This window comes from Micromonospora sp. NPDC005163, assembly GCF_053599835.1.
Map to the genome: position 1 here is coordinate 136,394 of NZ_JBSFYP010000006.1, position 25,275 is coordinate 161,668.

Annotated in this window: 16 protein-coding genes and 3 pseudogenes; 8 read left to right on the top strand and 11 right to left on the bottom strand. The window is 70.2% G+C overall.

Translation table 11 applies throughout. The features are described 5' to 3' along the window. Positions 1 to 165: 165 nt before the first annotated feature. The 3 genes from ACWD6N_RS07495 to acs form a co-directional block, all read right to left on the bottom strand. Complete coding sequence (locus ACWD6N_RS07495) at positions 166 to 2,472, bottom strand: immune inhibitor A domain-containing protein (RefSeq protein WP_354967347.1); 2,307 nt, start codon at positions 2,470 to 2,472, stop codon at positions 166 to 168. A 372-nt stretch (positions 2,473 to 2,844) separates the two neighbouring features. Next, positions 2,845 to 5,643, bottom strand: coding sequence for an immune inhibitor A domain-containing protein (locus ACWD6N_RS07500; protein ID WP_354967348.1), 2,799 nt, complete (start codon positions 5,641 to 5,643; stop codon positions 2,845 to 2,847). 268 nt (positions 5,644 to 5,911) lie between these two features. Beyond that, on the bottom strand, positions 5,912 to 7,876 hold the full coding sequence (acs, locus tag ACWD6N_RS07505) for an acetate--CoA ligase (RefSeq protein ID WP_354967349.1): 1,965 nt from the start codon (positions 7,874 to 7,876) through the stop codon (positions 5,912 to 5,914). A 224-nt stretch (positions 7,877 to 8,100) separates the two neighbouring features. Between acs and ACWD6N_RS07510 the strand changes: the two genes are divergently transcribed. Further along, on the top strand, positions 8,101 to 8,847 hold the full coding sequence (locus ACWD6N_RS07510; RefSeq protein WP_354967350.1) for a Fic family protein: 747 nt from the start codon (positions 8,101 to 8,103) through the stop codon (positions 8,845 to 8,847). A 172-nt stretch (positions 8,848 to 9,019) separates the two neighbouring features. Here ACWD6N_RS07510 and ACWD6N_RS07515 read toward each other — a convergent pair whose 3' ends face one another. Together ACWD6N_RS07515 and ACWD6N_RS07520 are read right to left on the bottom strand one after the other, a co-directional pair. Next, on the bottom strand, positions 9,020 to 9,823 hold the full coding sequence (locus ACWD6N_RS07515) for an HAD family hydrolase (protein WP_210911022.1): 804 nt from the start codon (positions 9,821 to 9,823) through the stop codon (positions 9,020 to 9,022). A 760-nt stretch (positions 9,824 to 10,583) separates the two neighbouring features. Then, positions 10,584 to 11,258, bottom strand: coding sequence for a TMEM175 family protein (locus ACWD6N_RS07520; RefSeq protein ID WP_354967351.1), 675 nt, complete (start codon positions 11,256 to 11,258; stop codon positions 10,584 to 10,586). Between the two features lie 352 nt (positions 11,259 to 11,610). On the opposite strand from ACWD6N_RS07520, the gene ssd reads away from it, so the two are divergent. The 3 genes and pseudogenes from ssd (at position 11,611) to ACWD6N_RS07535 (ending at position 14,019) form a co-directional block, all read left to right on the top strand. Continuing rightward, entirely contained in the window at positions 11,611 to 12,714 is a 1,104-nt protein-coding gene (ssd, locus tag ACWD6N_RS07525) for a septum site-determining protein Ssd (protein ID WP_387328532.1), read from the top strand. Next, positions 12,711 to 13,577, top strand: a pseudogene (locus ACWD6N_RS07530) (TadA family conjugal transfer-associated ATPase); the annotation flags it as partial. The gene ssd and the pseudogene ACWD6N_RS07530, both read left to right, overlap by 4 nt. A 160-nt stretch (positions 13,578 to 13,737) precedes the next feature. Beyond that, positions 13,738 to 14,019: a hypothetical protein gene (locus ACWD6N_RS07535; protein WP_354967352.1), complete on the top strand. Its 282-nt coding sequence runs from the start codon at positions 13,738 to 13,740 to the stop codon at positions 14,017 to 14,019. 76 nt (positions 14,020 to 14,095) lie between these two features. Here the strand turns inward: ACWD6N_RS07535 and ACWD6N_RS07540 are convergent, their stop codons facing one another. The 3 genes from ACWD6N_RS07540 to ACWD6N_RS07550 are packed head-to-tail and all read right to left on the bottom strand — an operon-like array spanning position 14,096 to position 16,058. Beyond that, positions 14,096 to 15,289: an MFS transporter gene (locus tag ACWD6N_RS07540; protein ID WP_387328428.1), complete on the bottom strand. Its 1,194-nt coding sequence runs from the start codon at positions 15,287 to 15,289 to the stop codon at positions 14,096 to 14,098. Between the two features lie 12 nt (positions 15,290 to 15,301). Beyond that, positions 15,302 to 15,676, bottom strand: a complete 375-nt coding sequence (locus ACWD6N_RS07545) for an acetyl-CoA C-acetyltransferase (RefSeq protein WP_354967354.1) — start codon at positions 15,674 to 15,676, stop codon at positions 15,302 to 15,304. Positions 15,677 to 15,692: 16 nt separating this feature from the next. Next, positions 15,693 to 16,058 carry a hypothetical protein gene (locus tag ACWD6N_RS07550; RefSeq protein ID WP_354967355.1) on the bottom strand — a complete coding sequence of 122 codons (366 nt, stop codon included), beginning with the start codon at positions 16,056 to 16,058 and terminating at the stop codon, positions 15,693 to 15,695. Between the two features lie 126 nt (positions 16,059 to 16,184). Here ACWD6N_RS07550 and ACWD6N_RS07555 point away from each other — a divergent pair, with 126 nt between their 5' ends. Beyond that, complete coding sequence (locus tag ACWD6N_RS07555) at positions 16,185 to 16,835, top strand: IS110 family transposase (protein WP_387328425.1); 651 nt, start codon at positions 16,185 to 16,187, stop codon at positions 16,833 to 16,835. Here the strand turns inward: ACWD6N_RS07555 and ACWD6N_RS07560 are convergent. Both ACWD6N_RS07560 and ACWD6N_RS07565 read right to left on the bottom strand, forming a co-directional pair. After that, positions 16,807 to 17,295, bottom strand: a pseudogene (locus ACWD6N_RS07560) (adenylate/guanylate cyclase domain-containing protein); the annotation flags it as partial. The gene ACWD6N_RS07555 and the pseudogene ACWD6N_RS07560 sit on opposite strands and share 29 nt — an antisense overlap. Before the next feature lie 271 nt (positions 17,296 to 17,566). Then, entirely contained in the window at positions 17,567 to 21,991 is a 4,425-nt protein-coding gene (locus ACWD6N_RS07565) for a S8 family serine peptidase (protein WP_387328423.1), read from the bottom strand. Between the two features lie 336 nt (positions 21,992 to 22,327). On the opposite strand from ACWD6N_RS07565, the gene ACWD6N_RS07570 reads away from it, so the two are divergent. Both ACWD6N_RS07570 and ACWD6N_RS07575 read left to right on the top strand, forming a co-directional pair. Next, positions 22,328 to 23,323, top strand: a complete 996-nt coding sequence (locus ACWD6N_RS07570; RefSeq protein ID WP_354967357.1) for a helix-turn-helix transcriptional regulator — start codon at positions 22,328 to 22,330, stop codon at positions 23,321 to 23,323. Positions 23,324 to 23,325: 2 nt separating this feature from the next. Next, positions 23,326 to 24,318, top strand: coding sequence for a hypothetical protein (locus ACWD6N_RS07575; protein WP_387328419.1), 993 nt, complete (start codon positions 23,326 to 23,328; stop codon positions 24,316 to 24,318). Positions 24,319 to 24,473: 155 nt separating this feature from the next. Here the strand turns inward: ACWD6N_RS07575 and ACWD6N_RS07580 are convergent, their stop codons facing one another. After that, on the bottom strand, positions 24,474 to 25,046 hold the full coding sequence (locus tag ACWD6N_RS07580; RefSeq protein WP_354967359.1) for a hypothetical protein: 573 nt from the start codon (positions 25,044 to 25,046) through the stop codon (positions 24,474 to 24,476). Positions 25,047 to 25,081: 35 nt separating this feature from the next. Here ACWD6N_RS07580 and ACWD6N_RS07585 point away from each other — a divergent pair. Then, positions 25,082 to 25,275, top strand: a pseudogene (locus ACWD6N_RS07585) (transposase); the annotation flags it as partial.

A 25,275-nucleotide genomic window follows, 5' to 3' on the forward strand; every position in this document is an offset into this window, starting at 1 on the left:
TTGGGAATGCTTTTCACCGTCACACCCCTGCGCTTCATCAGCGACGCTGACCAGCATGGATCGGCCGAAGGCGCTTTTAGTGACGTATTTCGATCAATGCGATCGGGCATACGACAGTGGGGCCGGCGGCGTCTCCGCCACCGGCCCCACCCACCCACCTGAAGATCAGTTTCTGATCCGCACGACCATCTCATCGGTCGGCTTCTTACCCTGCTTGACGATCTCGATCTGAGTGCCGCTGCCGGCCACCTTCACCGAGTTCTGCTCGTTGCCCGCCGTCCAGTAGCGGTTCACCGCGCTGTCGTCGAAGACCGGGTTGGCCTTCAGCTTCGGCAGGGTGACCGGCACTCCGTTGAGGTGGAAGGTCTGGGCGGGCTTGTCGTACCGGCTGAACGTCGCGTCGAAGCCGTTACGGCGGTTGGTGATGGTGCCCTGGCCCTTGACCGTGATCGCGCCCGGGCGGACGTCGACCGGCAGGTCCAGGCCGTACCCCGGGTGCTCCGAGGTGTTGTTGTCGCCGTACGCGTAGTTCACGTACCAGACCAGCATGCCGGGCTGGTTCGCGTACCGCTCCACCCAGTTCGGCCGGGTGTTGGTGAAGCCGTAGTTGTACCCACCGGTCCGCAGGGCGTCGTCGTACCCGAAGTAGGTCCGGTTCTCCGCGATGTAGAAGCGGGGGTACGAGTCGGTCACCGAGCCGCCCATCCGGGTGAAGCCCCGGGCGGTCCACTCGGCGGCCAGCGTCTCGGCGTCGTCGGTCCACGCCGCCGTGCCGTTCTTGACCAGCGAAATGTTGTCCAGGAACACGCCGGCCAGGTGCTTGCCGCCGTCGCTCTGGTAGCGGTAGCGCAACTGGATGGCCTTTCCGGCGTACGCCGCGAGGTCGTAGTCCAGGTCCACCCACTTGCCGCCGGACGACCCGTCGAGACCGGTCTCCCCGACGTCATTGAGCGGGCTGCTCAGCGACGCCCAGGTGGCGCCGTTGTCGGTCGACACCTCGGCGTAGAAGAAGTCGTAGTCTTCCTCGGTGTCGTACCAGGCCTTGGCGTTGATCGAGGCCGAGCTGGCGCCGGTCAGGTCGAGTTGGCGGGTCAGGCTGTTGTTCAGGTTGTCCGCGCTGCCGCCCCACCACTCGTTCGACCCACCGAACGGCGTGTTGTAGGTGCTGGTCTGCTCCTGCGGCGGCAGGTTGACGACGACCGCCTGGGCCTTCGGCCCATCGCTGTCACCGGCCGGCCCGAGCGTCACCTGGGAGGTGCCCTTGCCGTACTCCACCGTGGAGTGGTTCAGCCAGCCGAGGAAGAGCTTCGACCACGGGTCCATGTAGCCCGGGGTCGTCCCGATGTCGTCCTTGCCGTGGCTCAGCCACGAACCGGAGGACATCAGGCTCCAGAACCCCACGCCGTTGTCGCCGCCGGCCGTGTCGTACAGGTCCGGCAGGCCGAGGTCGTGGCCGTACTCGTGGGCGAACACGCCCAGGCCGCCGTTCTCCGGCTCCGTGGTGTAGTCGCGGATCCAGAGGCCGGTGTCGCCGATCTGCACGCCACCAGCCAGGTTGCCGGCCGGCCCGGCCTTGCCCATGAGGTCGGTGAAGGCACCCCAGCGGTGCGACCAGATGGCGTCCTCGCCCTCGGCGCCACCGCCGGCCTCCTCGCCCTCACCGGCGTGCACCGCCTGGAAGTGGTCGATGTAGCCGTCGGGCTCGTTGAAGTCGCCGTCGCCGTCGAAGTCGTACCTGTCCCAGATGTCGAACTGGGAGAGGTACTCCTTGATCTGGGCCGGGGTCTTGCCGGCCTTGACCTGGGCGTCGTACCAGGACGTGGCGCTGTCCTTGACGAAGTTCCACGAGCCGTCGCTCTCGGGGATGGCGTTGGAGCCGTACCGCGCCTCGTTGAACGGCACGGTGACCCAGTCGCTGACGTCGCCGCCGACGGTGTAGCGGCCGCCGGACTGCTTCAGGTAGAAGTCCCGCATCGACTCGCCGCTACTACCGTAGAACATGTCCAGGTAGTGCTGGCGGTCGTAGTTCGACGACCACGAGGTGCTGTTGTCGTCGGTGGTACCGCCGTCCCAGTTCCGGTCCGGCTCCTGGATTTGGCCGACCACCGGGCCGGCTGCCCCGCCGGTGCGCGGGTCGGTCTTGTCGCCGAAGTTCACCAGCATGGTGAAGATCGGGTCGACCTTCGGCGGCTGCTGGTACTCGACGAACCGGTCCTTGATCTTGATGACCTTCGAGCCGTTGCGGGTTTCCAGCTTGGCCTTGCCGGAGAGCAGGTCGGCGATGGCCTGCTTGCGGATCTCCCGCTGCTGATCCGCCTTCGGGTCGGGGAGGTTGTCCCGGCCGTGCTCCGCCTTGTCGGATGAGGGGGTCGGGTTCGCCGCCGGGGCGCCGGAGGCCGGCGTCGCCACGACTCCCGCCGCCAGCAGCGCGGCCGTGGCGGTGGCCAGACCGGCTGTGACTCGTCTCCTCAAAGGTCTCCTCCTTTGTGGACCTGTGTTACATGACAGTGAACGTCGAAGCAATCACTGTCATGATGTGCGCCACACACCTTTACAGAGAGTCCGGCCGGTTGTCACGAGTCGATCAAGCGGGCCGAAGGTGGTTTTGGAGGGTTCTGGGGCGACAAATCATGACCAGATAGTCGTGGCCTCAGGCAACTATTTACATCACGGTTCTATCAAGATCATCAATTCTGCACGGGATTATGAGGTTCCCGATCTCCAGCGCCCGAGCCGACGAGAACGTCACGCCGTGCGGTGGGACCGAATGCGGAACGGCCCGCCCGGAGCGTGGTGCTCCGAGCGGGCCGCCCGTTGATCCGTCGGACGACAGACCTGTTGCGGTCAGTTCCTTGCCGGGGTGACGTACACCGTGGCGGACGAGTTGTCCCGTGCCGCCTTCTTGATGGTGAGCGAGACGCCGTAGTTGACGCCCTGGTCGCCGGGGTTACCGGTGCCCAGCACGATCGCGCCGCCGCCCAGGGTCACGCCGTAGAACTCCGGCGCCGGGCTGCCGTCCGGGTGGGTCACCCGGGTGGTGTACGGCGCGTTGTTCCGCGACGGCAGCACCACCGAGGCGTCGTTGTCCCGGGCGTACGCCGCCCCGTCCCGCATCTCGATGCCCGGGTACCAGCCCTTGGCGTCGGTGAACGCCTTCACGCCCGGCTGGGACTTGAACTTCGTGCAGTAGGCGCTGTACGGCTCGTCCGCCGCCTCCAGGCACTCCGTGAAGGGGTACGTCTTCTGCAGCGTGAACGCCGCGTTCGCCGACTGCGGACGGCTGGGCAGGTTGTCCGTCACCGACGGGTCCTTCACGGCCGCCTCGCCCTTACGCCGGTACGGGTCGAAGTGCGAGTCGACGATGAGCAAACCACCCTTCGCGCCGTAGCTGGGCAGCGCGGTCATCTGCCCGGTGACGTGGTTGACGTCGCCGAGCGCGGTGTCGCGGTACCAGACCAGCATGCCCGGGGCGTTGTACGAGATGCGGTCGACCTTCCACGCGTCGTGCGAGTAGATCGTGTCGTAGGCGTACTTCAGGCCCTTGTCGAAGCCGTCGAAGTTGCGCCACTCTGCCAGGTAGAACTGGGCGTGGATCTCGGTGCCGCTGGAGACCTTCCAGCCGGCGCCGGTGGTGTCGACGAAGGTGCCGCCGGTGGCCGTCCAGCCGTTGGCGCCGCCCTCGACGTCGTCACTCCAGGTGGTGGCACCGCCGCCGGTGACCGAGAAGTCGTCGACGAACCAGTTGCGCTCCTGGAACGCCTCGTCGGTCGCCTGGCGCAACCGCAGCTGCACGGTCGCCCCGGCGTGCGCCGACAGGTCGACGTAGTCATGACGCCAGCCGTTGGTGCTGCCGGTCAGGCCGTACTTCTTGCCGCCGAAGTCGTTCATCCGGCCGTTCGGGTCCGGGTAGCCGTCCGGCGTGGTGACCACCGTGCCGCCCTCGTCGTACACCTTCTGCTCAGTCCAGGTCGTACCGCCGTCGGTCGAGAGTTCGACGAAGCCGTAGTCCCAGTCCTGCTCGATGATGTAGTTGTTCCACATCCAGAACTTGGCGTCCGCAGCCGCCGGCACGTCGACCGAACGGCTTAGCTTGACGTCGGCCCACTCCTGGTCATTGTTGCTGTGCCACATCTTCGTGCCGCTGTGCGGCGTGGCCAGCGTCGTCACCTTGTCCGGCAGGTCGACCTTGATGCCGTCCTCGGAGTCGATCGGCGTACGCGAGCTCTGTCCGAGCTTCACCTCGCGCGGGTTAGACCCGGGGCGGATGGTCAGCGGATCGGCCCAGCCGAGCACCCACTTGTCCCAGATGCCCATGTGGGTCGGCAGCGCCTGGAAGATCTCCCCGGAGTGCGAGCCCGAGGCCATCAGGTCCCAGAAGTCCACGTCGGAGTCGGCGTTGCCGGAGGTGTCATAGAGGTCCGGCAGGCCCAGGTCGTGGCCGAACTCGTGCGCGAAGACGCCGACACCGGCGTCCTCCGGCTGCACGATGTAGTTCGACACCTTGATGTTCGTGCCCGGGATGGTGTAGCCACCGGCGACCGTGGAGGAGTGCGCCCAGACGGCGTAGACACCCTCTGCGCCGCCACCGCGGGACTTGCCCTGCCCGGCGTGCACCAGCACCAGGTGGTCGATCACGCCGTCCGGCTCGAAGACGTTGCCGTCCCCGTCCCGGTCGGCCTGGTCCTCGATGTCGTAGTCGGCCCAGGGGAAGTTCGGGTCCGTCGCGGCGAGCGCGTCGATCGCGTCGGTCGCCAGACGACCGGCGCCGGCCGGGTTCTCCGGGTGGCCGTTCATCGACTGCTCACGGCCCGGTACCCAGTTGCCGTTCTCGTCCTGGAAGCAGCGGTTGGCGGCGTACCATCCCTCCGAGTGCGGCACAGTGACCCACGGGCTGGCCTGCCCGGCAACCGTGTACGCGTTCTTGGACATTTCCAGGTACATGTTGTGCATGGTGCGACCGGACAGGTCGATGCCCCGCTTGCCGTCCGGCCCCTTCAGGTCCTTGCGCACCCGCTCGGTGATGCCCGTCTTGCTGTAGAGCATCTTGTCGAAGTGGGCCGGCGAGAAGTCCGGCACCCACATCGAGTTGTTGTCCTCGTGCGGCAGGGTCGCCGGGTTCGGGATGTTGTTGTGCTTCGGGCCGTTCTGCACCGTGCCGGGGACGCAGGTCCGGTCCTCGAACACCGTCTTCGGGACCATCACCCCGGTGAAGTCGTCGTTCGCCTGGTCGTTGAACTCCACCAGCAGCGTCAGCAGCTTCGCCGTCTGGGTGGTCGGCGACTGCTTGATCTTCCGGGGGCTCTTGCCGGTTTTGATCGACTTCGCTTCGATCTTGGCCAGCTGCCGGGCGGTCACCGGGTTGCCCCGAGCGTGCTTCTTGTCGAATGCACGCGCATCGTCGACGGCGGGGGTGTAGACGCCACCCTTGCCCTTGACCTCGCGGCCGGAAGTGTCCGGCTGCACCTCGGGCTCGGCGTAGTTGATGTAGTGCTCGTCGGCCCCGATCACCGCCCGGGGGGTGGCGGCGGACGACGTCTGGGCTGCCGCGCTGCCGGTCACGGTCAGTGACGTGGCCGCGAGGGCGATAGCGGGCAGCGCGACGAGTAGTCGTCGTCGCGCCCCGGACTGCGGTTTGTGGTTCATGCCGCTCCATTTCTCGGGCACGGGGAGGAGGACGTTGAGGTAGCCGACCATCGATCTGATGTCTGTCGAACTCTCCCAACCTGCGTGAACCTAAATCACAACCGGCCCAAAGCACAGAGGCGGCCCGCCGCGTATGTCCGTTCAGCTTCTCCGGACTCCTCCGACTGACCGATGTGACAGTGCTGAGGCGGTGTGGGTCGTACCCGTAAGAAATGACGGAGGGTGGCGGTCCGCACGGACCGCCACCCTCCGATATGTACGCCTGCCGTCAGTCCTCGTCGGCCTTCGCGCCGCTCATCCCCGAGGAGATCAGCTCCATCACGGACGAGTCCTGCAACGTCGTCACGTCACCGAGCGACCGGTTCTCCGCCACGTCGCGCAGCAACCGGCGCATGATCTTGCCCGAGCGGGTCTTCGGCAGCTCCGGCACCAGCATGATCTGCCGCGGCTTGGCGATCGGGCCGAGCGTCTTCGACACGTGGTTGCGCAGATCGGCGATCAGCTGCTCACCCGCCGCACCGGCGATGTCGGTGCTGCCGCGCGGAATCGCGAAGGCGACGATCGCCTGCCCGGTGGTCGGGTCGGTCGCGCCCACCACGGCCGCCTCGGCCACCGACGGGTGCGACACCAGCGCCGACTCGACCTCGGTGGTGGAGATGTTGTGCCCGGACACCAGCATCACGTCGTCCACCCGACCCAGCAGCCAGATGTTCCCGTCGTCGTCCTTCTTCGCCCCGTCACCAGCGAAGTACATGCCCTCGAACCGGCTCCAGTAGGTCTCCAGGAACCGGTTGTCGTCACCCCAGATGGTGCGCAGCATCGACGGCCACGGCTCACGCAGCACCAGATACCCGCCACCGCCGTTCGGCACCGACTGGCCCTGGTCGTCCACCACGTCGGCCGCGATGCCCGGCAGCGGGGTCATCGCCGAGCCCGGCTTGGCCGCGGTCACCCCGGGTAGCGGCGAGATCATGATGGCGCCCGTCTCGGTCTGCCACCAGGTGTCCACGACAGGCAGCTCGCCCCGGCCGATGTTCTGCCGGTACCAGATCCACGCCTCCGGGTTGATCGGCTCACCGACGCTGCCGAGCAGCCGCAGCGAGGACAGGTCGAAGCCGGCCGGGATCTCGTCGCCCCACTTCATCATCGTCCGGATCAGGGTGGGAGCGGTGTAGAGGATGGTCACCCCGTACCTGTCGACGATCTCCCAGAACCGGCCCTTGTTCGGGGTGTCCGGAGTGCCCTCGTACATCACCTGGGTGGCGCCGTTGGAGAGCGGCCCGTAGACGATGTAGGAGTGACCGGTCACCCAGCCGATGTCGGCGGTGCACCAGTAGACGTCCGTCTCCGGCTTCAGGTCGAAGACCGCGTGCGTGGTGTACGACGTCTGCGTCAGGTAGCCACCGGTGGTGTGCAGGATGCCCTTCGGCCGCGCCGTGGTGCCGCTGGTGTAGAGGATGAACAGCGGGTGCTCGGCGTCGAACGGCTGCGCGGTGTGCTCGGCCGACGCGGTCTCCACCGTCTCGTGCCACCAGAGGTCCTTCGACGACCAGGCCACCTCCCCGCCGGTGCGGCGGACCACCAGCACGTGCTCCACGGATGGGCAGTTCGCCACCGCCTCGTCCACGGTCGGCTTCAGCGCCGACGGCTTGCCCCGCCGGTAACCACCGTCCGCGGTGATCACCACTTTGGCGCTCGCGTCCTGGATGCGGTTGCTCAGCGAGTCGGCGGAGAAGCCGCCGAAGACGACGCTGTGCGCGGCGCCGATCCGGGCGCAGGCCAGCATCGCGACCGCCGCCTCCGGGATCATCGGCAGGTAGATCGCCACCCGGTCGCCGGCGGTGACCCCCAGCTCGGTCAGTGCGTTCGCCGCCCGGCAGGTCAGCTCGTGCAGGTCGGCGTAGGTGATGGTGCGGGTGTCGCCCGGCTCGCCCTCCCAGTGGATGGCGACCTTGTCGCCCCGGCCCGCCTCGACGTGCCGGTCCAGGCAGTTGTACGCCACGTTGAGCTGCCCACCGACGAACCACTTGGCGAACGGCGGGTTCGACCAGTCGAGCACCTCGTCCCACTTCTTCGACCAGGCCAGCCGGTCCGCCTGCTTCGCCCAGAAGGCGAGCGGGTCGGCGGCGGCCTCGGTGTACGCGTCGGCGGTGACGTTGGCGTTGGCGGCAAGCTCGGCCGGCGGGGGGAACTGGCGCGTCTCGTTCAGCAGATTGGCCAATGCCTCGCTCATGCCGTGACTCCTCGTCCTCGGGTGACCTGCGTCTCGCTAGGGTAGTCGTGGGGCTTCCGGCAGGCGACCGCTGCCCGCTTCCCTCGCGCCGAGCGGCCTCCGCCGCGCGCCCGACGGCCCGCGCAGTCGTGCCCGCGTCGGGCGCGCTGCGGCGGGCGGTGGCCCGGGTCGCGTTGCGGGCGGGTGCGGCCCCGGAGGCCGGGCCGGGTCGCTAGCGTGGCGGGGTGACCACGGACCCGCTCGCCCCGCTGCTCGCGCTCGCCGACATCGCCGCCGCCGTCGAGCAGGCCCGCGAGCGGTTCGACCAGGCGCTCGGGCACCGCGCGCTGCGCCGGCACGGCGGCCAGGTCGCGGCCGAGGTCAGCCTCCGGTCCGCGGTGGCCAGCGCCGCCCTCGAGGGGTACGCACACGAGCGCGAGGCGGTTCGCGCCGGCACCGTCACCGACCCGGTGCTCCAGGGGGCGCTGCGGGTAGCCGGTGCCCTGCCCGGGCTGAGCGAGCTCTGGCCGAAGGCGCCCCGGCAGGCCCTCGCGAAGCTGCACGTACTCGCCGCCCGGGACATGGTGCCGGAGGACGAGCTGGGCCGACCGGTCGCCGACCCGGTGGTCGCCGCCAGGCTGGACGGTCTCGCCGGGCTGGTCGCCGGTGGCACGAAGGTCTCCCCGCTGGTGCTCGCCGCCGTGGTGCACGGGGAACTGCTGAACCTGCGCCCGTTCGCCGGCCCGTCCGGCGTGGTGGCCCGCGGCGCCGCGCGGCTGGTGCTGCTCGCCAGCGGCTTCGACCCGCGCGGCCTGCTCGCCGTCGACGTCGGCCACCGCGAGCGGGAACCCGAGTACGTCGGCTCGGCCGGCGCCTTCGCCACCGGCACCCCGGACGGTCTGCGCTCCTGGCTACGCCACTACATGGCGGCCGTAGAGGTCGGCGCCGACCAGCTCACCGCCATCGGCGACGAAATCCTCGCCGCCACCTGACCCCGCGCTCCCGCTCCTGTCGATCATGGAGTTGTGGTGGCTCACAAGAAACGCGAAGAGCGCCAATACGCCCACCACAGGTCCATGAGCCCTTTGCTCTGCTTACACCCACGCAACAGGCACTGTCCGGATAGCGGGCACCAGGTGTTGCGCGGGAGGGTGGGTGTGGAGGTCAGGCGGTGGCGGCGGAGCGGGTGCGACGGTGCCGGCCGTACCAGGCGATGCCGATGGCCACACCCACGCCGACCCCCAGTGCCGCAGCGGCCACCGGGACGGCGGGACGCTCCCGCAATCGACGGCCCAGCGGGATCGGGTGGCGGAACTCCAGCACCGGCCAGGCGTTCTCCGAGGCCAGCTTGCGCAGCTGCCGGTCCGGGTTGACCACACTCGGGTGGCCGACGCACTCCAGCAGCGGTCGGTCGCTGTACGAGTCGGAGTAGGCGTACGAGTCGGCCAGGTCGTAGCCCCGGGCGGTGGCCAGCTCGCTGACCGCCTCGACCTTGCTCGGGCCGGCCGCGTAGAACTCGACCTCGCCGCTGTACCGGCCGTCCCGCACCGTCATCCGGGTGGCGATCACATCGGTCACCCCGAGCAGTTCACCGATCGGCCGGACCATCTCCTCGCCAGAGGCGGAGACCAGCACCACGTCCCGGCCGGCCGCCTGGTGCTCCACGATCAGCGCGGCGGCCTCGGCGTACACGTAGGGGTTGATCAGCTCGTGGAGCGTCTCCGCGACGATCTGGCGGACCTGCTCCACCGGCCAGCCCTTGCAGAGCGCAGCCAGGTAGTCCCGTGTTCGGGCCATGGTCTGCTCGTCGGTGCCGCCCAGCCGGAACATCAGCTGCGCGTACGCCGACTTGACCACGTCACGCCGGGTGATCAGCCCGTCCCGGTAGAACGGCCGACCGAACGCCAGGGCGCTCGACTTGGCGATGACGGTCTTGTCCAGATCGAAGAAAGCGGCACTTCGGCCCACGGCGCGAAAGTCTAGCCGGATGGTCTATGGTCGGCGGGTGCCCGGGGTCAGGCCACCCCTCGGACCTGCGGGCCGGCGCCACCACCTCCGCTCAGCGTGATCACGCTCACACTCCGCAAGGAGATTTTCGCAGTGAGTGGAGTGGACACCACTCGACGTGACGGGCCCGCTCAGGCAGACTTGTCCGCACGACGAGCTTTCATATCTCGGAAAACAGACAGACCCTCGGCGGTTGCACCCCCCGTGACCGCTGAGTGGTTCGGCTCGACCCCCCCGGAGCCGAACCTTCGACGACCCCCGTCTCCCCCCGACGGGGGTCGTCCCTTTGTCCTGGGAGCGCTCCGTAGCAGGTCACAGGTCGTCCTCCTGCCCGTCCAGGTCGTCCAGGGACGGCGTTTCCCCGACCGGAGGCAGCAGGGAGGCGGCAGAGCGGTCGAACGCCTCCAGGACACGTGCGGCGTAGTCGTCCGTGGTGTGTGCGTATAACGATTGAGCGTCGTGCCCGGAGCGTGAGCCGAGTCAGTGAGTCCGGTCCGTCGATGTTCCTGGCGGTCACGGAGCTTCACCGCGCGCTGTGGCCAACATTGGCGGAGTGTCACGCAAGTCCTGATACCGATCTGTCACGCAGGTCCCGAGACCGGACACCGGCCTGCCGGCGTGTGATCCGACATTTGATGTGTGACTGGGATGCGATCGCTGCGAGCGCGCCACACCAGGTCACAGGTCGCCTCGGTCCTCCAAAACGCCCTCCCGGGAGGGGTCACTCCCGACCTCCGCCGCCGCGCCGCCGCTTCGGCCGGGCGATCTCGCCCGCGATCGGCAACCAGTAGAAGGGGATCAACGCGGTGATCACGGCCACGCCGAGGACGGGGACCAGGGCACCCAGCACAACTCCGGCGGCGATCCAGAACGGTGCGATCCGGAACCGCCTGCTGATGGCTCTCGCGCCGGCGGGATCAACGGTTCCCAGCAGCCGACGATCACGGCGCGCGTACGCCCAGATCGCGTTGAACAGAGTGGCTGCCACTCCGAGCGAGATGCCGTAGAAGACCACGGCGGTCCGCTGCCCATGTCCGTCGCGGAACGCGGCGGCCAGCACGGACGCGGCGAATGGCAGGAACGCGATGGTCATCAGCAGAAGAGTGTTGAGCAGCAGGACCACCCGGTCGGCGGCGCGCAGGTGGTCGAACATGACGTGGTGGTTGGCCCACACCTGCCCGATGAGAAGGAAGGTGAGGGCGTAGGCCAGGTAGGACGGCCACAACGCAGCGAGACCGTGGGTCAGGTGCCGGGTGTCCTGCGGTGGATGGATCTCCAGTACGAGCAGGGTGATGGAGATCGCGAAGACGGCATCGCTGAAGGCGACGAGCCGCGCGGGTTGGCGCTCCATCCCGAAGGCCATCGACCTTGCTGGTTCGCGAACAGGTTCTGCCACCGCCCAAGCCTGAGATACAGGACCTGCCTATACGTGCAGGCGGGCGGGCGTGTCACCCACCATCCCGCCCCGCCGGCCGCCCGGGGTCGGTGCTCGTGCCGGTCGCGTACCAGTTCCGACCGACTCGGCTGACCGAGGGCAGCGGGGCCGCTCCTATGTGTGCGGCCCCGCTGCGCGTTCCATCGAGGCGGAGCGTCGGTCGGACAGGCCGCGCACATAGCAGATCAACTGTCACGCCGGGCGTTGTCCACAGCCCGCGGCGTTGTCCACAGACAGCGTCGCCGGGGCGGTCTGCGGGGCGGATTCCGAGCAGGGTCGGCGGCACAACCGAGCCCGACCGCTGGAGGCCGCGATGCCACCCCGTACCTCCGTTCCGCCGATCCGCCGGCTACCGCTGGTCGTCACGGAGGACGGCGACTTGCTCGACGACCTGCTCCGGCTCGCCGCCGCCGGCGGCACCGAGGTCGAGCTCGCCGCCGACCCGGCCGCCGCCCGCACCCGTTGGCTTCCCGCGCCGCTGGTGCTGCTCGGTGCCGATCAGGCGCAGTCGTGTCTGCGTGCCCGATTGCCGCAGCGGCCCCGGCTGGTGCTGGTCGGTCGGGCCGGCCAGCTCGACCCCGGCTGGCAGATCGCCGAGCTGATCGGGGCCGAGCACGTCGCCATGCTGCCCGCCGCGGAGCCGTGGCTGGTCGATCGGTTCGCCGAGCAGGGCCCGGACCGGCCGGACGGTTCCGGCGCCCGGATCGTCGCGCTGCTCGGTGGCCGGGGCGGCGCCGGGGCGAGCGTGCTGGCCGGCGGGCTCGCCGTGACCGCCGCCCGGGCGCGGCTGCGTACCCTGCTCGTCGACGCCGACCCGCTCGGCGGCGGTCTCGACCTCGTGCTGGGCTGGGAGCAGCTGGACGGGCTGCGCTGGCCGTCGCTCACCGGCGCGGACGGGCGGGTCGACGCCCCCGCGCTGGTCCGGGCTCTGCCCAGCCGGGGCGACCTGGTGGTGCTCTCCTGGGACCGCGGCGACCTGCTGGCCCTGCCCGCGGCGGCGATGGCCGCCACCGTCGACGCTGCCCGGCGCGGCCGGGACTTCGTGGTCGTCGACCTCCCTCGGCAGTTGGACGACGCCGCCATGATCGCCTTGCAGGCGGCCGATCAGGCGTTCGTCGTCGTCCCGGCCGAGTTGCGTGCCACGGCGGCCGCCGCGCGAGTGGTGGCCGCCGCCGCCCCGCACTGCGCCGCGCTCTCGGTGGTGGTACGCGGCCCCGCACCGGGCCACCTGCGGGCGACCGAGGTGGCACGGGCGCTCGGGCTTCCCCTCGCCGGCACGCTGCGCCCCGAGCCGGGGCTCTGCCGCGGTCTTGAACGGGGCGAGGCGCCGGCCGCCGCCGGCAAGGGACCGCTGGCCACGCTCTGCCAGCGGATCGTCTCCGACCTCACCGGCGTGCCCGCTACGGGTGCGGCATGACCGGCCGGCCGGAGGAGCACACACTCGCCGCCCGGGTGCGGCAACGGATCGCCGCCGACACCACCCCGGTCACCCCGGCGGCGATCGTCTCCGCGGTGCGGGCCGAGCCCACCACCGCGGTGCTCGGTGACACCGCCGTCCTGCGGATCGCCGACCGGGTCCACGACGACCTCGTCGGCGCCGGGCCACTGGCGTCGCTGTTGGCCGACCCGGAGGTGACCGACGTCCTCGTCAACGGGACTCGGGTATGGGTCGACCGTGGGTCGGGGCTGCACCAGGTCGCCGTGCCGGTTGGCTCGGTGGAGGACGTCCGGCGGTTGGCGCAGCGACTGATCGGCAGCGCCGGGCGGCGGCTCGACGACGGCTCCCCGTACGCGGACGCGCGGCTGCCCGACGGCACCCGGCTGCACGCCGTGCTGCCGCCGGTGGCGACCGAGGGCCCCTACCTGTCCCTGCGGACCTTCCGGCACCGCCCGTTCACCCTCGATGAGTTGGTGCGCCAGGGGACGGTGCCGCGACCGGTGGCACCGCTGCTCGCCGCCGTCGTCGCGGCCCGGCTGGCGTACCTGGTCACCGGCGGTACGGGGTCGGGCAAGACGACCCTGCTCAACACGCTGCTGGGAATGGTGCCGGCCACCGAGCGGATCGTGCTGGTGGAGGACGCCGCCGAACTGCACCCGGGGCATCCGCACGTGGTGGGGCTCCAGGCGCGAACCGCCAACGTCGAGGGAACGGGTGTGGTCAGCCTCGCCGACCTGGTCCGGCAGGCGTTGCGGATGCGCCCGGACCGGCTGGTGGTCGGGGAGTGCCGGGGCGGTGAGGTGGTCGACCTGCTGGCTGCGTTGAACACCGGCCATGACGGGTGTCGGTTCTCACCGGAGATTTCAGTACGCCAAGATTCTTTTCCGTACAAATTTCAGCGACGTCCCGATATTTCAGCCGGCTCTCCTGCCTTGGCCAAGCGCCCGGGACGAACGCGGCCCGCGCTGCCGCACCGGCGCAATCCGTGACGAGCGGTACCACGTGCCCATCACCCTGCAGAGGCAGCCGGGCACCTGGCGCATCGATCTGTCCGTGTGGCTGCGCGATCCGCACGCCACCGCCCGGCACGAGGCGCTGCGGGAGTCCATCACCGACGAGCAGTGGGACGCGGTCCTGCCGATCAAAGACGTGTGGCACCGGCTACCGGGCTACCCAGACCAGATCGGTGGCCTGGTGATCTACGCCGCCGTCCTGGACCACGGCGTTCGTACCCCCCAGCAGTTCGCCGCCTGGCTGGTCGAACACCGGCCCGCCCAGCCCTAGGCGGCACCCGCCCGCCTGTGAATGGCTGAGGCTATCCGTAGATAGGCCTGCCGGGCCCAGTTCTTCCCCCGCCCTCCTACTCTGCGCCTTCGCGTATGGCGCGCCAGGTGATGCCTGCTGACGTCCACAACAGGGCACCTGTCACGACAAAGACCGACGCGGCGCCTGCGGCACCGGCCACCACGCCGGCCCCTAGCGGCACGAGAACCTGACCCAGTCGATTCCCGGTGAGTCTGAGCGACAGGGCGGATGCGCGGTTCGGTTGTGACACCAGTCCGACGACCCAGGTCATGGTCAATGGTTGCCCAATGCCCCAGAAGAAGCCGGCAATCGCCAGCAGAAGCGCCATTGCCATGGGCTCGCGAAGGAGCGGCACCGCGGCCATCGGCAACGCCGAGCACAACGTGGCGGAGACCAGGAGCCAGGGGCGTGGCAAGGACTTCAGCAGGCGCGGCAGGACGGCGCGAGACACGACTGACGCCGTCGTCCTCACGGTCAGCAGCAGCGAGACAAGGATCACGCTGAAGCCAAATTGCTCTCCGAGAACCGGCAGGTAGGCCGAGAGCAGGTCCATCGAGGTCAGGACCACCAGGCTGCTGAATAGCGCAGGCCGCATGCCTGGGATCGCCAGCATTCTGAACACGGACTGCTGCACGTCCCTGGCGGACGTTCCGGCGGGAGAAGAGCGTTCACTTAGGACGAAAGCGAACGGTGCCGCGGGCACTGCGCCAGCGATCATCGTCAGGAGCGCCGGGGTGGTGGCCACAGAGCGCTCGTCGCTGCTCGCGGCGGCAACGAGCCCGGCCAGGGGCAAGCCGACCGACTGGCCAATCGACACGCTCAATGTCCAGCCGGCGAACCGGCGGTCGAGTTCGTGGGGCTTCGAGAGGATGGGTACGAGACCTTGCCCGGAGACCGTGGTCAGGATCTGGCCGAATCCCAGGAGCACATTGCCGAGGGCGAGGACGACCAGGTCACCACTGACCGCGACCACCAGTACGGAGACCGCAGTAAGCACCACCCCTGTGCGAAGTACGGCAGCCGCGTGCCGCCGGTCGACAGCCCGCCCCACCTGGACGGCCACGATCAACGGCACAAGCGAGAACAGTGCCGTTATGATCCCGATGGCCAGGGCGTCGCCGCCCAGTGCGAGGGCCCGATACGACACGAGTACGCGGACAGCGTTGTAGACGGCCTGGAGCAGTGCTGTGGAGACGCATAAATGGAAGAACCAACGCTTCGCCGTCGGCCTTTCCCAGAGTTGAGGCACGGCCGGTCCTTCTCAGGCGAGCTCGAAGAGCGCGGCCATGCCCTGACCACCGCCGATGCACGTTGTCTCCAGTCCGTACCGGGCGTCGCGGCGTCGCATCTCGTGCGCGAGGGTAGTGAGGATTCGAACGCCGGTGGCGCCGACGGGGTGGCCCAGCGAGATTCCCGAGCCGTTGACGTTGACGCGGTCCAGGTCGTCGTCCTTGATGCCCCACTCGTCGAAGCAGGCCAGGACCTGGGCGGCGAACGCCTCGTTCACTTCGATCAGGTCGACGTCGTGGAGGGTCAGCCCGGCGCGGCCCAGTACGGCTGCTGTCGCTGGTACGGGGCCGATTCCCATGGTCGCGGCAGGAACACCCGCTACTGCCCAGCCCACCAGCCTGACCATCGGGTCGAGCCCGAGATCACGAGCGCGGTCCGGCGTGGTGACCACGCACGCCGCGGCACCGTCGTTCTGGCCGCTGGACCATGGACACGGACTGCAGCGCGCCACGGCCGCGAGCCTTGGTGCGGTGCAGCACGTAGGCGACGAGGAAGGAGAGCACCGTGCCGGCGGCGGCGGCGAGCAGAGCCACCACCACGCTGTTGCCGGCCGCACTGAGGAAGAGGTCGGAGTGGAGAACGGTGCCGAACGAGCTGAAGTCCACCGAACCCGGCTTGGTGAGATCGCGGAACGACATCATGTACGGGGAGGTGCGCACCGCGCTCAGCACCAGCGCGGCGATCGGGAGCACGATCGACAGCGTGAAGTACAGCAGGGCGAACGCCACGGCTGGCCATCGCAACCTGCCCAGGTGGATGCGTCGCAGTAGCGTTGCCCTCCCGGCTCGACAACCCAGGTGGATCGAGCATCGGAGGACGCGGTGAGTGGCACGTCAGATCGTGTGGTCATCGGGATGGACCCGCACAAGCGCTCTGCCACGATCGAGGTCATGGCCGGCGATGAGACCGTCGTCGGCGGCGGCCGGTTCGACACCGACCGCGACGGCTACATGGCGATGAGGAAGTACGCCAGCCGATGGCCGCACCGGGTCTGGGCGATCGAGGGCTGCCAGGGCATCGGTCGGCACATTGCCAACCGGCTACTGGCCGATGGCGAGCAGGTCCTCGACGTCCCGCCGAAGTTGTCGGCCAGGGTGCGGGTGTTCGCCACCGAGCAGGGCCGCAAGACTGATGCCACCGACGCTCACTCCATCGCGTTGGTCGGCACCCGCATGGCCGGGCTGCGCCCGGTGGTCAATGATGAGCAGCTCGCTCTGCTGCGGATTCTGGTCGACCGGCGCCGCTCCCTCGGTGAGGACCACACCCGGATGGTGTCCCAGCTGCACCAACTGCTGCTGGAACTGATTCCGGGTGGGGCGAAGAAGAGTCTGTCCGCCGCCCAGGCCAAGGCACTGCTGGCCACGGTCCGGCCCCGTGACGCGGTCGGCAAGGCTCGACGGCGGGTCGCCGCGGAGCTGATCGGTGACCTCGAACGGGTCTACCGGCGCTCCAAGGAGGCAGACAAGGAACTGAAGGACCTGGTCGCCTCCACCGGCACCACGTGAGCAGGGAGGCGCCGGCGGGCAGCGGGTCGGCCCGGCGGGCGGTGGACGCCGAGCAGAGCACCTGGCCGCCGTGCGCGGCGGCGGCGATCCGGGCCGCACGGTGCACATCGGGGCTGGCGTACTCGCCGTCGCGTGGTTCGGCGTAGCCGGTGTGCAGGCCCATCCGCACCCTCGGCGCGGCCTCGGGGGTGGGCCAGTCGTGGCTGGTCAGGGCCCGCTGGGCGGTGAGGCAGGCGGTCAACGCGGCGGTCGCGTCCGCGAACGCGAGGAAGAACGAGTCGCCCTCGGTGAACAGCTCCGCGCCGCCGGTGCCGGCCAGTGTCCGGCGCAGCAACCGGCGGTGCTCGCGCAGCACCGGTCGGTAGTCCGGGCCGAGCAGTTGGGCGAGCCGGGTCGAGCCCTCGATGTCGGTGAACACGAAGGTCACCCACCCGGTCGGGAGCTGGATCCGTTCCGCCATGCGTCGAACCTCCGCCCGTGACGTCGGGTTCATGCTGCCCGAAGCCGAGCGGTCACGCATCGTGAGAACGGCCCGGCCGGGCTCGGACTCAAGGTGCCACTCGGCCACGCCCAGGGCAAGGTCGGCCCTCCGCTCGGTGGTTGTCCGGCGCTCCCGGGGCTCGGGCCGGCAGGCCTCGGCCCACGATCGTGCCCGCTCACGGGGCGGGCCAGCCCCGCCGGGGACCGGCTGACCGGTTCCGGCGGGACTGGCCCTAGGAGTGGTGCCGGCCTCAGCCGGTACGCAGGGCGATGTTCACGGTGTTCTTCGCCCCCCGGACCGTGGTCACCGTCGACGCCGGCTGGAATCCGGGCGCGGCCGCGGTGACCTGGACCTTCTGGTTCTTCGCCAGCCGCAGCTGGTAGCGGCCGTGGGCGTCGGTCACCACGGTGTAGCTGACCGGCCCGCAGCCCTGTTGACCGTGACCGTCGGCCTGGTAGTCGCCGCAGACGGTCACGGTCGCACCTCCGACCGCGCCACCGGTGGCGGCGTCGGTCACCGTCCCGCTCAGCGTCGCCCAGTTCGGCGGCGCCTCGAAGTGACCGGTCACCGCCACGTTGCTCCCCGGGTACGGGGCGTCGGTGAGCACGACCAGCCGCGCGGCCAGGTCACCCGGCTGGGTGACCTCGTCACCGTCGACCCGGACGGTCACCCGGACCGAACGGCCCGGCGCCACGTCCAACTCCCGCTTGTCCACCGACAGCCACGGCACGTCCGCCGTACCGCCGCAGTAGTCGTACCCCGGCAGCATCTCGGCGCTGAGCTGCGGGTTCCACAGGCCCACCGAACCACCGACCCGGTACACGCCGCAGGCGGTGGCGGCGTCGGAGGTCGGGAGGTTCACGTTGGGCAGGCGGCCCCAACTGTCCGAGACCGGGTCGTACTCGATTGCCTCGTTGGTCAACATGGAGCCGTTCTGCAGGCCGCTGAAGAGCTGCAACTTGTCGTAGGCGCCGCTGGCGCCCATGGCGAAGACGCCGTACGGCGCGTCCGCGCCCCGGGTCCATTCGCCGCTGGCCGGGTCGAACACGAAGGTCGACGCGACCATGTTGTCACCGTCGTACCCGCCCGCGCAGACGACCCGCTCGGCGACCCCGGCGCAGCCGGGAGCGTTCACCCCGACCGGGTAGTCGGTGAGACGGGTCCACGAGTCCTGGATCGGGTCGTACCGGTAGACCGTCGCGGCGTGCGCCGGGCAGGACTCGAAGCAGCCTCCGACGACGTAGAGCCGCCCATCGAGCGCCGCGATCGCGGCGTCGCTGACGGGCTGCGGCAGGTCCGCCGCCCGTCCCCAGGAGTCCTGGGCGGGATCGTAGACGTACACCGTCTTGAGCACGGTGCCCTGCATGCTCGTGCCACCGACGACGTACATCTTGTCGTCGAGGAAGATGCCGGACCCGTTCGCGACCGCCTCCGGGGAGTCGGCGATCGGGCTCCACGTGAGAGTCACCGGGTCGTAGACGTACCCGCCGCGGGTCATTCCCTCCAGGAAGCCGTTGGTGGTCCCACCCACGGAGTAGAGCTTGCCCGCGTGGTAGCCCGCGGCGTTGTACAGGATCCGGGTCGGGTAGTTGGCGATCCGGACCCACGGCTCGACGGCCGGGGTCGCGTCCTCCGGACTGGCCAGCTCCGCCGGCTGGACCGGCTGGCCCGCCGGCGCCTTCGGCAACGGTCCCGTCCTCGGCGGATCCACCTTGACGCGCCGCAGCGGCGCGCCGGGCTGCTCGGCGACCCGTTGACCGGCCGGGCCGGTGGGGGTGACGACCTGCTCGCCCAGCTTGACGTGCACCGGACTAGTGCCGTCGTTGGTGAGGGTGAGGGTACGGGTGGCCGACTTCCCGAGCCGCGTGGTGAGGTCGAGGCTCTCTGCGCTGACCTTCAGGTGCCCGGCGCGCAGGCGCCAGTCCTTGGTGGTGACGCGGTCCGGCGACACGGTGGTGCGTGCCTCGCCGGTGGCGTACCGGGGGTAGCTGACCGTGAACGTCGGCTTGGCCTGCGAGCTGAACAGCCAGTAGAAGCCGTCCGGCAGGTTCGGGTCGAGCGGCGTCGCGGCGCTCACCGCGAGCTCGCTCCGGCTCGCCTTGTCGACCAGCTTCGCGCCGTCGACGGGGTCACCGGTGTTGTCGTCGCGCACCACGCCGGTGACCAAGCCACCGGGGGTCGGACCGCAGGCGCCGACGGTGACCTCGTCCACCTGCCACAGGGCGATACCGCTGCCGGCGTAGTGGAAACGCAGCCGGGTCCGCGCCTGACCGGCGGCCTGCGGCAGCGGAACGCTCACCGGCCCGAGCGCGTTCTCGGTGTTCTTCTGCCAGACGGTAGTCCAGGTCGAGCCGCCGTCGACGCTCAGGTCGATGCCCACCCGCGCGGTCCCGCCCTCACCCAGGTAGAGCGTCTTGAACGCGAGTTGCGGTGCGCTCTGACCCGACAGGTCGACCACCGGCGAGACGAGGTTGGTGTCCTCCTCCGTCAGGTCGTTGTGCCAGGAGTCGGCGGTGGCGAACCCGGCAGTGCCCCCGGTGACGTTGTCCAGACCGCCAGGCTCGTCGAACTGCCAGGCGTGCCCGCCACCGAGGTTGTCCTCGACCGTCCAGCCCGCCCGCTCGGCCGGGTCCGTCCAACCCTCGAAGTTCGCCCGCAGCGGGTACGCGTAGCCGGGCGCCAGGCACGACGTCTCGTCGATCCCCGCCCGGACGTCCCGGACCACGGCCCCCTCACCGACCGGTACGTCGACCGCGCTGGTCCGGTAGCCCGGGTAGAGCGGGGTGACGATCAGGTGGTAGGTCGAGTCGGCCGGCAGGGTCAGCTCGTAACGGCCGGTCTTCGGGTCCGTGAACCACGGTTCGACCGGCAGGCCGGGCGCGTTGATCCGCGCGTACAGCGGCCAGCCGTGTCCGGAGTCGTCGGTGACCGTTCCGCTGACCTCGACCTCGGCGCTGCGCTGGAGGCGGATGTCCCGGGTGGCGTTGGCGCCGGCGGTGACGGTCGCCGACGCGGTGCCGTCGCCGTAACCGTAGGCGGAGGCGGTGACGCCGTACTCGCCGGCCGAGAGCGTGGCGGCGTAGCTGCCGTCGGCGCCGGTGGTGACCGTACGGTGGATCGGGCCGCTGATCCGGACCTCGGCACCGCTGATCGGCTCGCCGGTCTTCGCGTCGGTGACCTTGCCGGCCAACTGGCCCGTCTCGCCACGCGGGGCCTCCGCGATCGCGGTGTAGGCGTCCAGCTTGCCCTGGCCCCAGACGTTGTTGTTGGTCGGCGTACCGCCGCAACTGGTGTCGCTGACGTCGACGGCGACCTGGTCGAGCACGGCCGTGGTGCCGGCGATGTCCCCGATGAGTCCGGGCGCGGCCGACCACAGCAGGGCGATCGCGCCGGCCACGTGTGGGCTCGCCATCGACGTGCCACTCAGTACGCCGTAGCCGCCGCCCGGAACGCTGGAGCGGACGTCCACTCCGGGGGCGGCGATGTTCGGCTTGGTGATGCCGCCCGCGCCGGGGCCCCGGCTGGAGAAGTACCCGATCTTGCCGTTCACGTCGAAGGCGCCGGCGCTGTAGGTGGACGCGTAGTCCCCCGGGGTGCCGGAGGTGTCGCAGCCTCCCTCGCCCGCGTTGCCGTTGGAGAACATCGGGAAGATGCCGGCGGCCCGCCAGTCCTCGACGATGTCGGCGAACCACGGGTCACTGGCGGCGCCGTTGTCGGTGCCCCACGAGTTGTTCACGATATGCGGGCGCAGATCCGGCCGCGGGTCCTGGCCGGCCAGGTTCGTCGGCGCGAGCATCCACTCCGCCGAGGCGAGCAGCGCGAAGTCGGAGCAGCCCCGCTCCTCGCAGCCCTTGGCGGCGATCCAGCGGGCACCGGGCGCGACACCGATGTGGTTGCCGGGACCGCCGTCGCCGACCATCGTGCCCATCGTGTGCGTGCCGTGCTGGTTGTTGTCGCAGGGCGCGAGCGACGGCGAGCCGCAGACCTGGGACGGATCGAACCAGTTGTAGTCGTGCGAGAAGCCGGCCTCGCCCGTGTTGCCCCGGTACGACTTCACCAGGGCGGGGTGGTCGAACTGCACGCCACTGTCGATGCTGCCCACGACGATGCCCTCGCCGCGCGTGCCGTCCGCCCACACCCGGTCGGCACCGATCGCGTGGACGCCCCACTCCACCTCGTCGACGTCGGCGACCTGCTGCGCCTTCAGCGGCTCCGGCAGCTCGTACATGCGGTGCACCTGAATGGCGCTGACCTCGGTCTCCTTGGCGAGGGTCTCGGCCAGGTCGAGGGTGCCGCGGGGGACGTAGACGGTGTTGGAGGCGTAGAAGGTGTGGTACTCCACGCCCTCCGCCTTCAGCCGGCGGACGACGTCGGCCTGGCTCTTCTCGGCCGTCTTTCGCAGCGCCTCGACGACCGCCGCGCCGCGCGCGTTCCAGTCCTTGACGGCCGACGCCGCGGACAGGTCGGCGCGGTCTTCCAGGCGTACCCAGAACGGCTGCACCGGAAGGGTCCGCATGCTCGCCCGCAGCTCCGGCTGGAGCTTCTCCGGGGCTGCTGCGGCGGGCTGGCCGGGCCCACCGGTCACGGCCGTCACGCCGGCCACCAGGCCGAGCGCAGCGACTAGGCTGACGAGCTGGGACCAACGTGCACGCCGGGCGGTTCGGACGGTGCTCATCGGGCACCTCCCGCCCGTGGCGCGACGGTGACAGGGCCGGCGCACGGGAGCGCCGGTTCGGGCGGTGTCGCGCTCCGCCAGGTCGGATCCAGGGGTACTGCTTCGGTTGGCACGCTGCGCACTCTCCTTCGGCGAGTCGACTCACGACTGCGCCCGCCGGCTGAGCCGATCGGCCATGGTCGCGAGCGCACCCGGCACCGGCACAGGTTTCCTGGCGAGCGCGCCTGCCGACGATGCCACCACTGCCGATTCGGCAGAAGGCGGTTGTGACGTCCGGTTCACGCCACCGGCGGGAACAGGATGGACATCAACCCGGGGTTGCCGCACGATGAACGGGTGCTGCGGATCTTGGGGGTCACGGCGGCCGAGCAGGCGCTCTACGAGTGGTTGCTCGAACGCCCGGTGGTTCCCCTTGAGACGCTCGACCGGTCGGCCGCCGACCAGCCGTGGCGAGGGCAGGCCCGTGCGCTGCTCGCCCGGCTCGAGGAGTTGGGGCTGGCGCTGCGACTGCCCGGGGCGCCGGCGCGATTCCAGGCGGTGGCACCGGACGAGGTCTCCGATGTACTGACCCTCGCCGGTGAACGCGCTCTGTCCCGCGCCCGGGCCCGGCGCGCCCGGCTGGCGGCGGTCTTCCACGCCGGTCAGCACCCGCACGACGCGGGAGGCCTCGTCGAGATCCTGCACGGAAAGCAGGCGATCAAGCAAGCGTTCATCGACGTCCAGCTCAGCGCCCGTCATGAGGTACGGGTCTTCGACGCTCCGCCCTACGTGGACGTCCCGCCCCTGAACGAGCCGGTGGAGTTGGAGCTGCTGCGCCAAGGCATCCACTATCGGGTGATCTACGACCGGCGGGGGCTCGACGATCCCGGCCGGCTCGCCGACTTCGCACAGGGGCTCTCCGTCGGCGAGGAGATCCGCGTCTCCACCGTGCCGATCAAGCTGGTGCTCAGTGACCACCCGCTGGCGCTGCTCCCGGTCCACCCCGAGAACGTCGAGTCCGCCATGCTCGTCCGCGACCCGACCCTGATCGAGATGCTCGGCGCGCTGTTCGAGATCACCTGGGAGCAGGGCGTCCCGTTGCAGGTACGCGACGGCCACCCGCAGCTCGTGGAGGTCGGCGACGCACCGTCGCCGGTCGAGGGCGAACTGCTACCCCTGCTCGCGGCCGGGCTGACCGACGCGGCGATCGCCGCCCAGCAGGGCTGCACCGAACGCACGGTGCGTCGCCGGATCAGCGCGATGCTGCGGCGGTTGGGGGCGGCCAGCCGGTTCCAGGCCGGCTACCAGGCCATCCGCCGCGGCTGGATCACCACGTCCGGAGGCGTGGTCTGACAGTGCCGACGCATCCGGAGGGCGACCTCGACGCGACCGGCCTGACCGCGGTCGAGTCCGCGGCGTACGAACTGGTCGTCGCGCAGCCGGGTGCCACGGCGGTCGACCTCGACCGGTCCTGGATCCGTTCCGAGCCGCTGCGTGACGCGCTCGGCGCGCTCGCCGCCGCCGGGCTCGTCGTGGCGGGCGACGACGACCCGACCACCTACACGGCCGTCGACCCCGAGGTCGCCCTCGACGCACCGATCCGGGCGTACGAGCGGCGGTTGCAGGCCGCCCGCGAGAACCTCCACCGCCTGGCCGCGGTCCACCGCACGGACCCCAGCCTCACCGACTCGACCGCCGTGCTGGAGGTGGTCAGCGGGCGCGAGGCGGTGCTGGAACGGCTCCACCGCCTCCGGCGTACGGCCGAGACGGAGATCCTCTGCCTGGACAAGCCCCCGTACCTCGACGGGGCCGGCACGACGAGCGGTGGGGTCGAGCTGCTCCGGCGAGGCGTGCGCTCCCGCACCATCTACGAGCGCTCGTCCCTCGAACAGCCGGGCGCCCTGCACGGGCTCGAACAGCTCGTTGCCGCCGGCCAGCAGGCCCGGGTACTGCCGACCCTGCCACTCAAGCTCTACCTCGCCGACGGCCGGTACGGCCTGCTCATCCGCCGGCCCGACGACGAGGGTGGGAGCGCCGTGCTGCTCCGGCCCTGCGCGCTCCTCGACGCCCTGGGGCACCTCTTCGAAGGGCTGTGGCGGTCCGCCCTGCCACTGCAACCCTCTCCGGCCGCGCCACCGAACCACCGCCCTCCGGTCGAGCACCGACGGCTCATCGCGCTCCTGCTCTCCGGGCTCACCGACGAGGCGATCGCGCGCCAGCTCGGCGTCGGCTACCGCACCGCGCAGCGACACATCGCAGCGCTGATGGCCTCACTCGGCGCCCGTACCCGGTTTCAGGCCGGTGTGCAGGCCGCCCGCCGGGAAGAGCGGGAAGAGCACGAACCGTAGGAGCCGCTGTCGCCCGGCTCAGCAGCCGCAGATTTCGGCTTTGCCGACTCGGGTGGCGGACACGCTATCCTCATCCGCCGCCTTGCTCCGACCTCGCCGGGGCGAAGTGTGGCCCAGAACCCAGCTCTCCACCAGCGGGCGAGCTCAGCGAGAGTTCAGCAGCGCCGTTCCCGCTGAGCTTGCGCGGTCTGGATCAGCCAGCGGCCGTCGTCGTAAAGGACCGCCTTGGCCACGACCGGGTAGCGGGTGCTCTGGCCGGGCGCGGAAACCGCCTCACCGGTGCTCTTGCGGACCACACGCCAGTTGCCGTGGTCGAAGCAGTCCTCGATCTGCACCGTGAAGGGCCGAGAGCTGACATTCACCTGCGTCGCCTGCGGCGACCAGGACGGCGTGCCCGCGTTGATCAGTCCCTGCTGCTGGTGCTGCTGCAGAGTCAGCCGGATCTGCGTCAGCAGCGGGTCAGCCGTGTACCGCCGCAAATCCCCGCCCGAGACGTCACTGGTCGCCATCGCGGCCAGCTGCGCCTCCCGATAGCTGTTGTAGGCGGCCAGGGCGTCGGCCCGGGCCTCGGCGGCCTCCGCATCCTCGGTCGAGGACGGGGCGGCGGCGGTCGCTGACGGGGTGCTGGTGGGAGCCTCGGTGAAGGAGGAGCACCCGGCGCCGGCGACGGCCAGCACCGCGGTGGCCGCACGTACGCGTCGGCGGGGCCCCGTCGTAGTGATGATCAACGCCTCTTCCTTCCCGGTGCAGGGTTAAGCGGTTGATGGACCTGCACGGCATCGGACCGTCCGGCGCCGCCCGGCTGCTGGTCGAAATCAGCGACATCACCCGGTTCCCGAACCGAGCCCACTTCGCCTCCTGAAACGGCACCGCCCCCATCGACGCGTCATCCGGCGAGCAAGTACGCCACCGCCTCTCCCGCGCCGGGAACCGACAGATCAACCGGGTACTGCACAT

Bases quoted from the DNA above. Each gene is read 5' to 3' on its own strand.
- ACWD6N_RS07500 (WP_354967348.1), bottom strand. From the start codon at position 5,643: ATGAACCACAAACCGCAGTCCGGGGCGCGACGACGACTACTCGTCGCG.
- acs (WP_354967349.1), bottom strand. From the start codon at position 7,876: ATGAGCGAGGCATTGGCCAATCTGCTGAACGAGACGCGCCAGTTCCCC.
- ssd (WP_387328532.1), top strand. From the start codon at position 11,611: ATGCCACCCCGTACCTCCGTTCCGCCGATCCGCCGGCTACCGCTGGTC.
- ACWD6N_RS07545 (WP_354967354.1), bottom strand. From the start codon at position 15,676: ATGGTCAGGCTGGTGGGCTGGGCAGTAGCGGGTGTTCCTGCCGCGACC.
- ACWD6N_RS07555 (WP_387328425.1), top strand. From the start codon at position 16,185: ATGGACCCGCACAAGCGCTCTGCCACGATCGAGGTCATGGCCGGCGAT.
- ACWD6N_RS07565 (WP_387328423.1), bottom strand. From the start codon at position 21,991: ATGAGCACCGTCCGAACCGCCCGGCGTGCACGTTGGTCCCAGCTCGTC.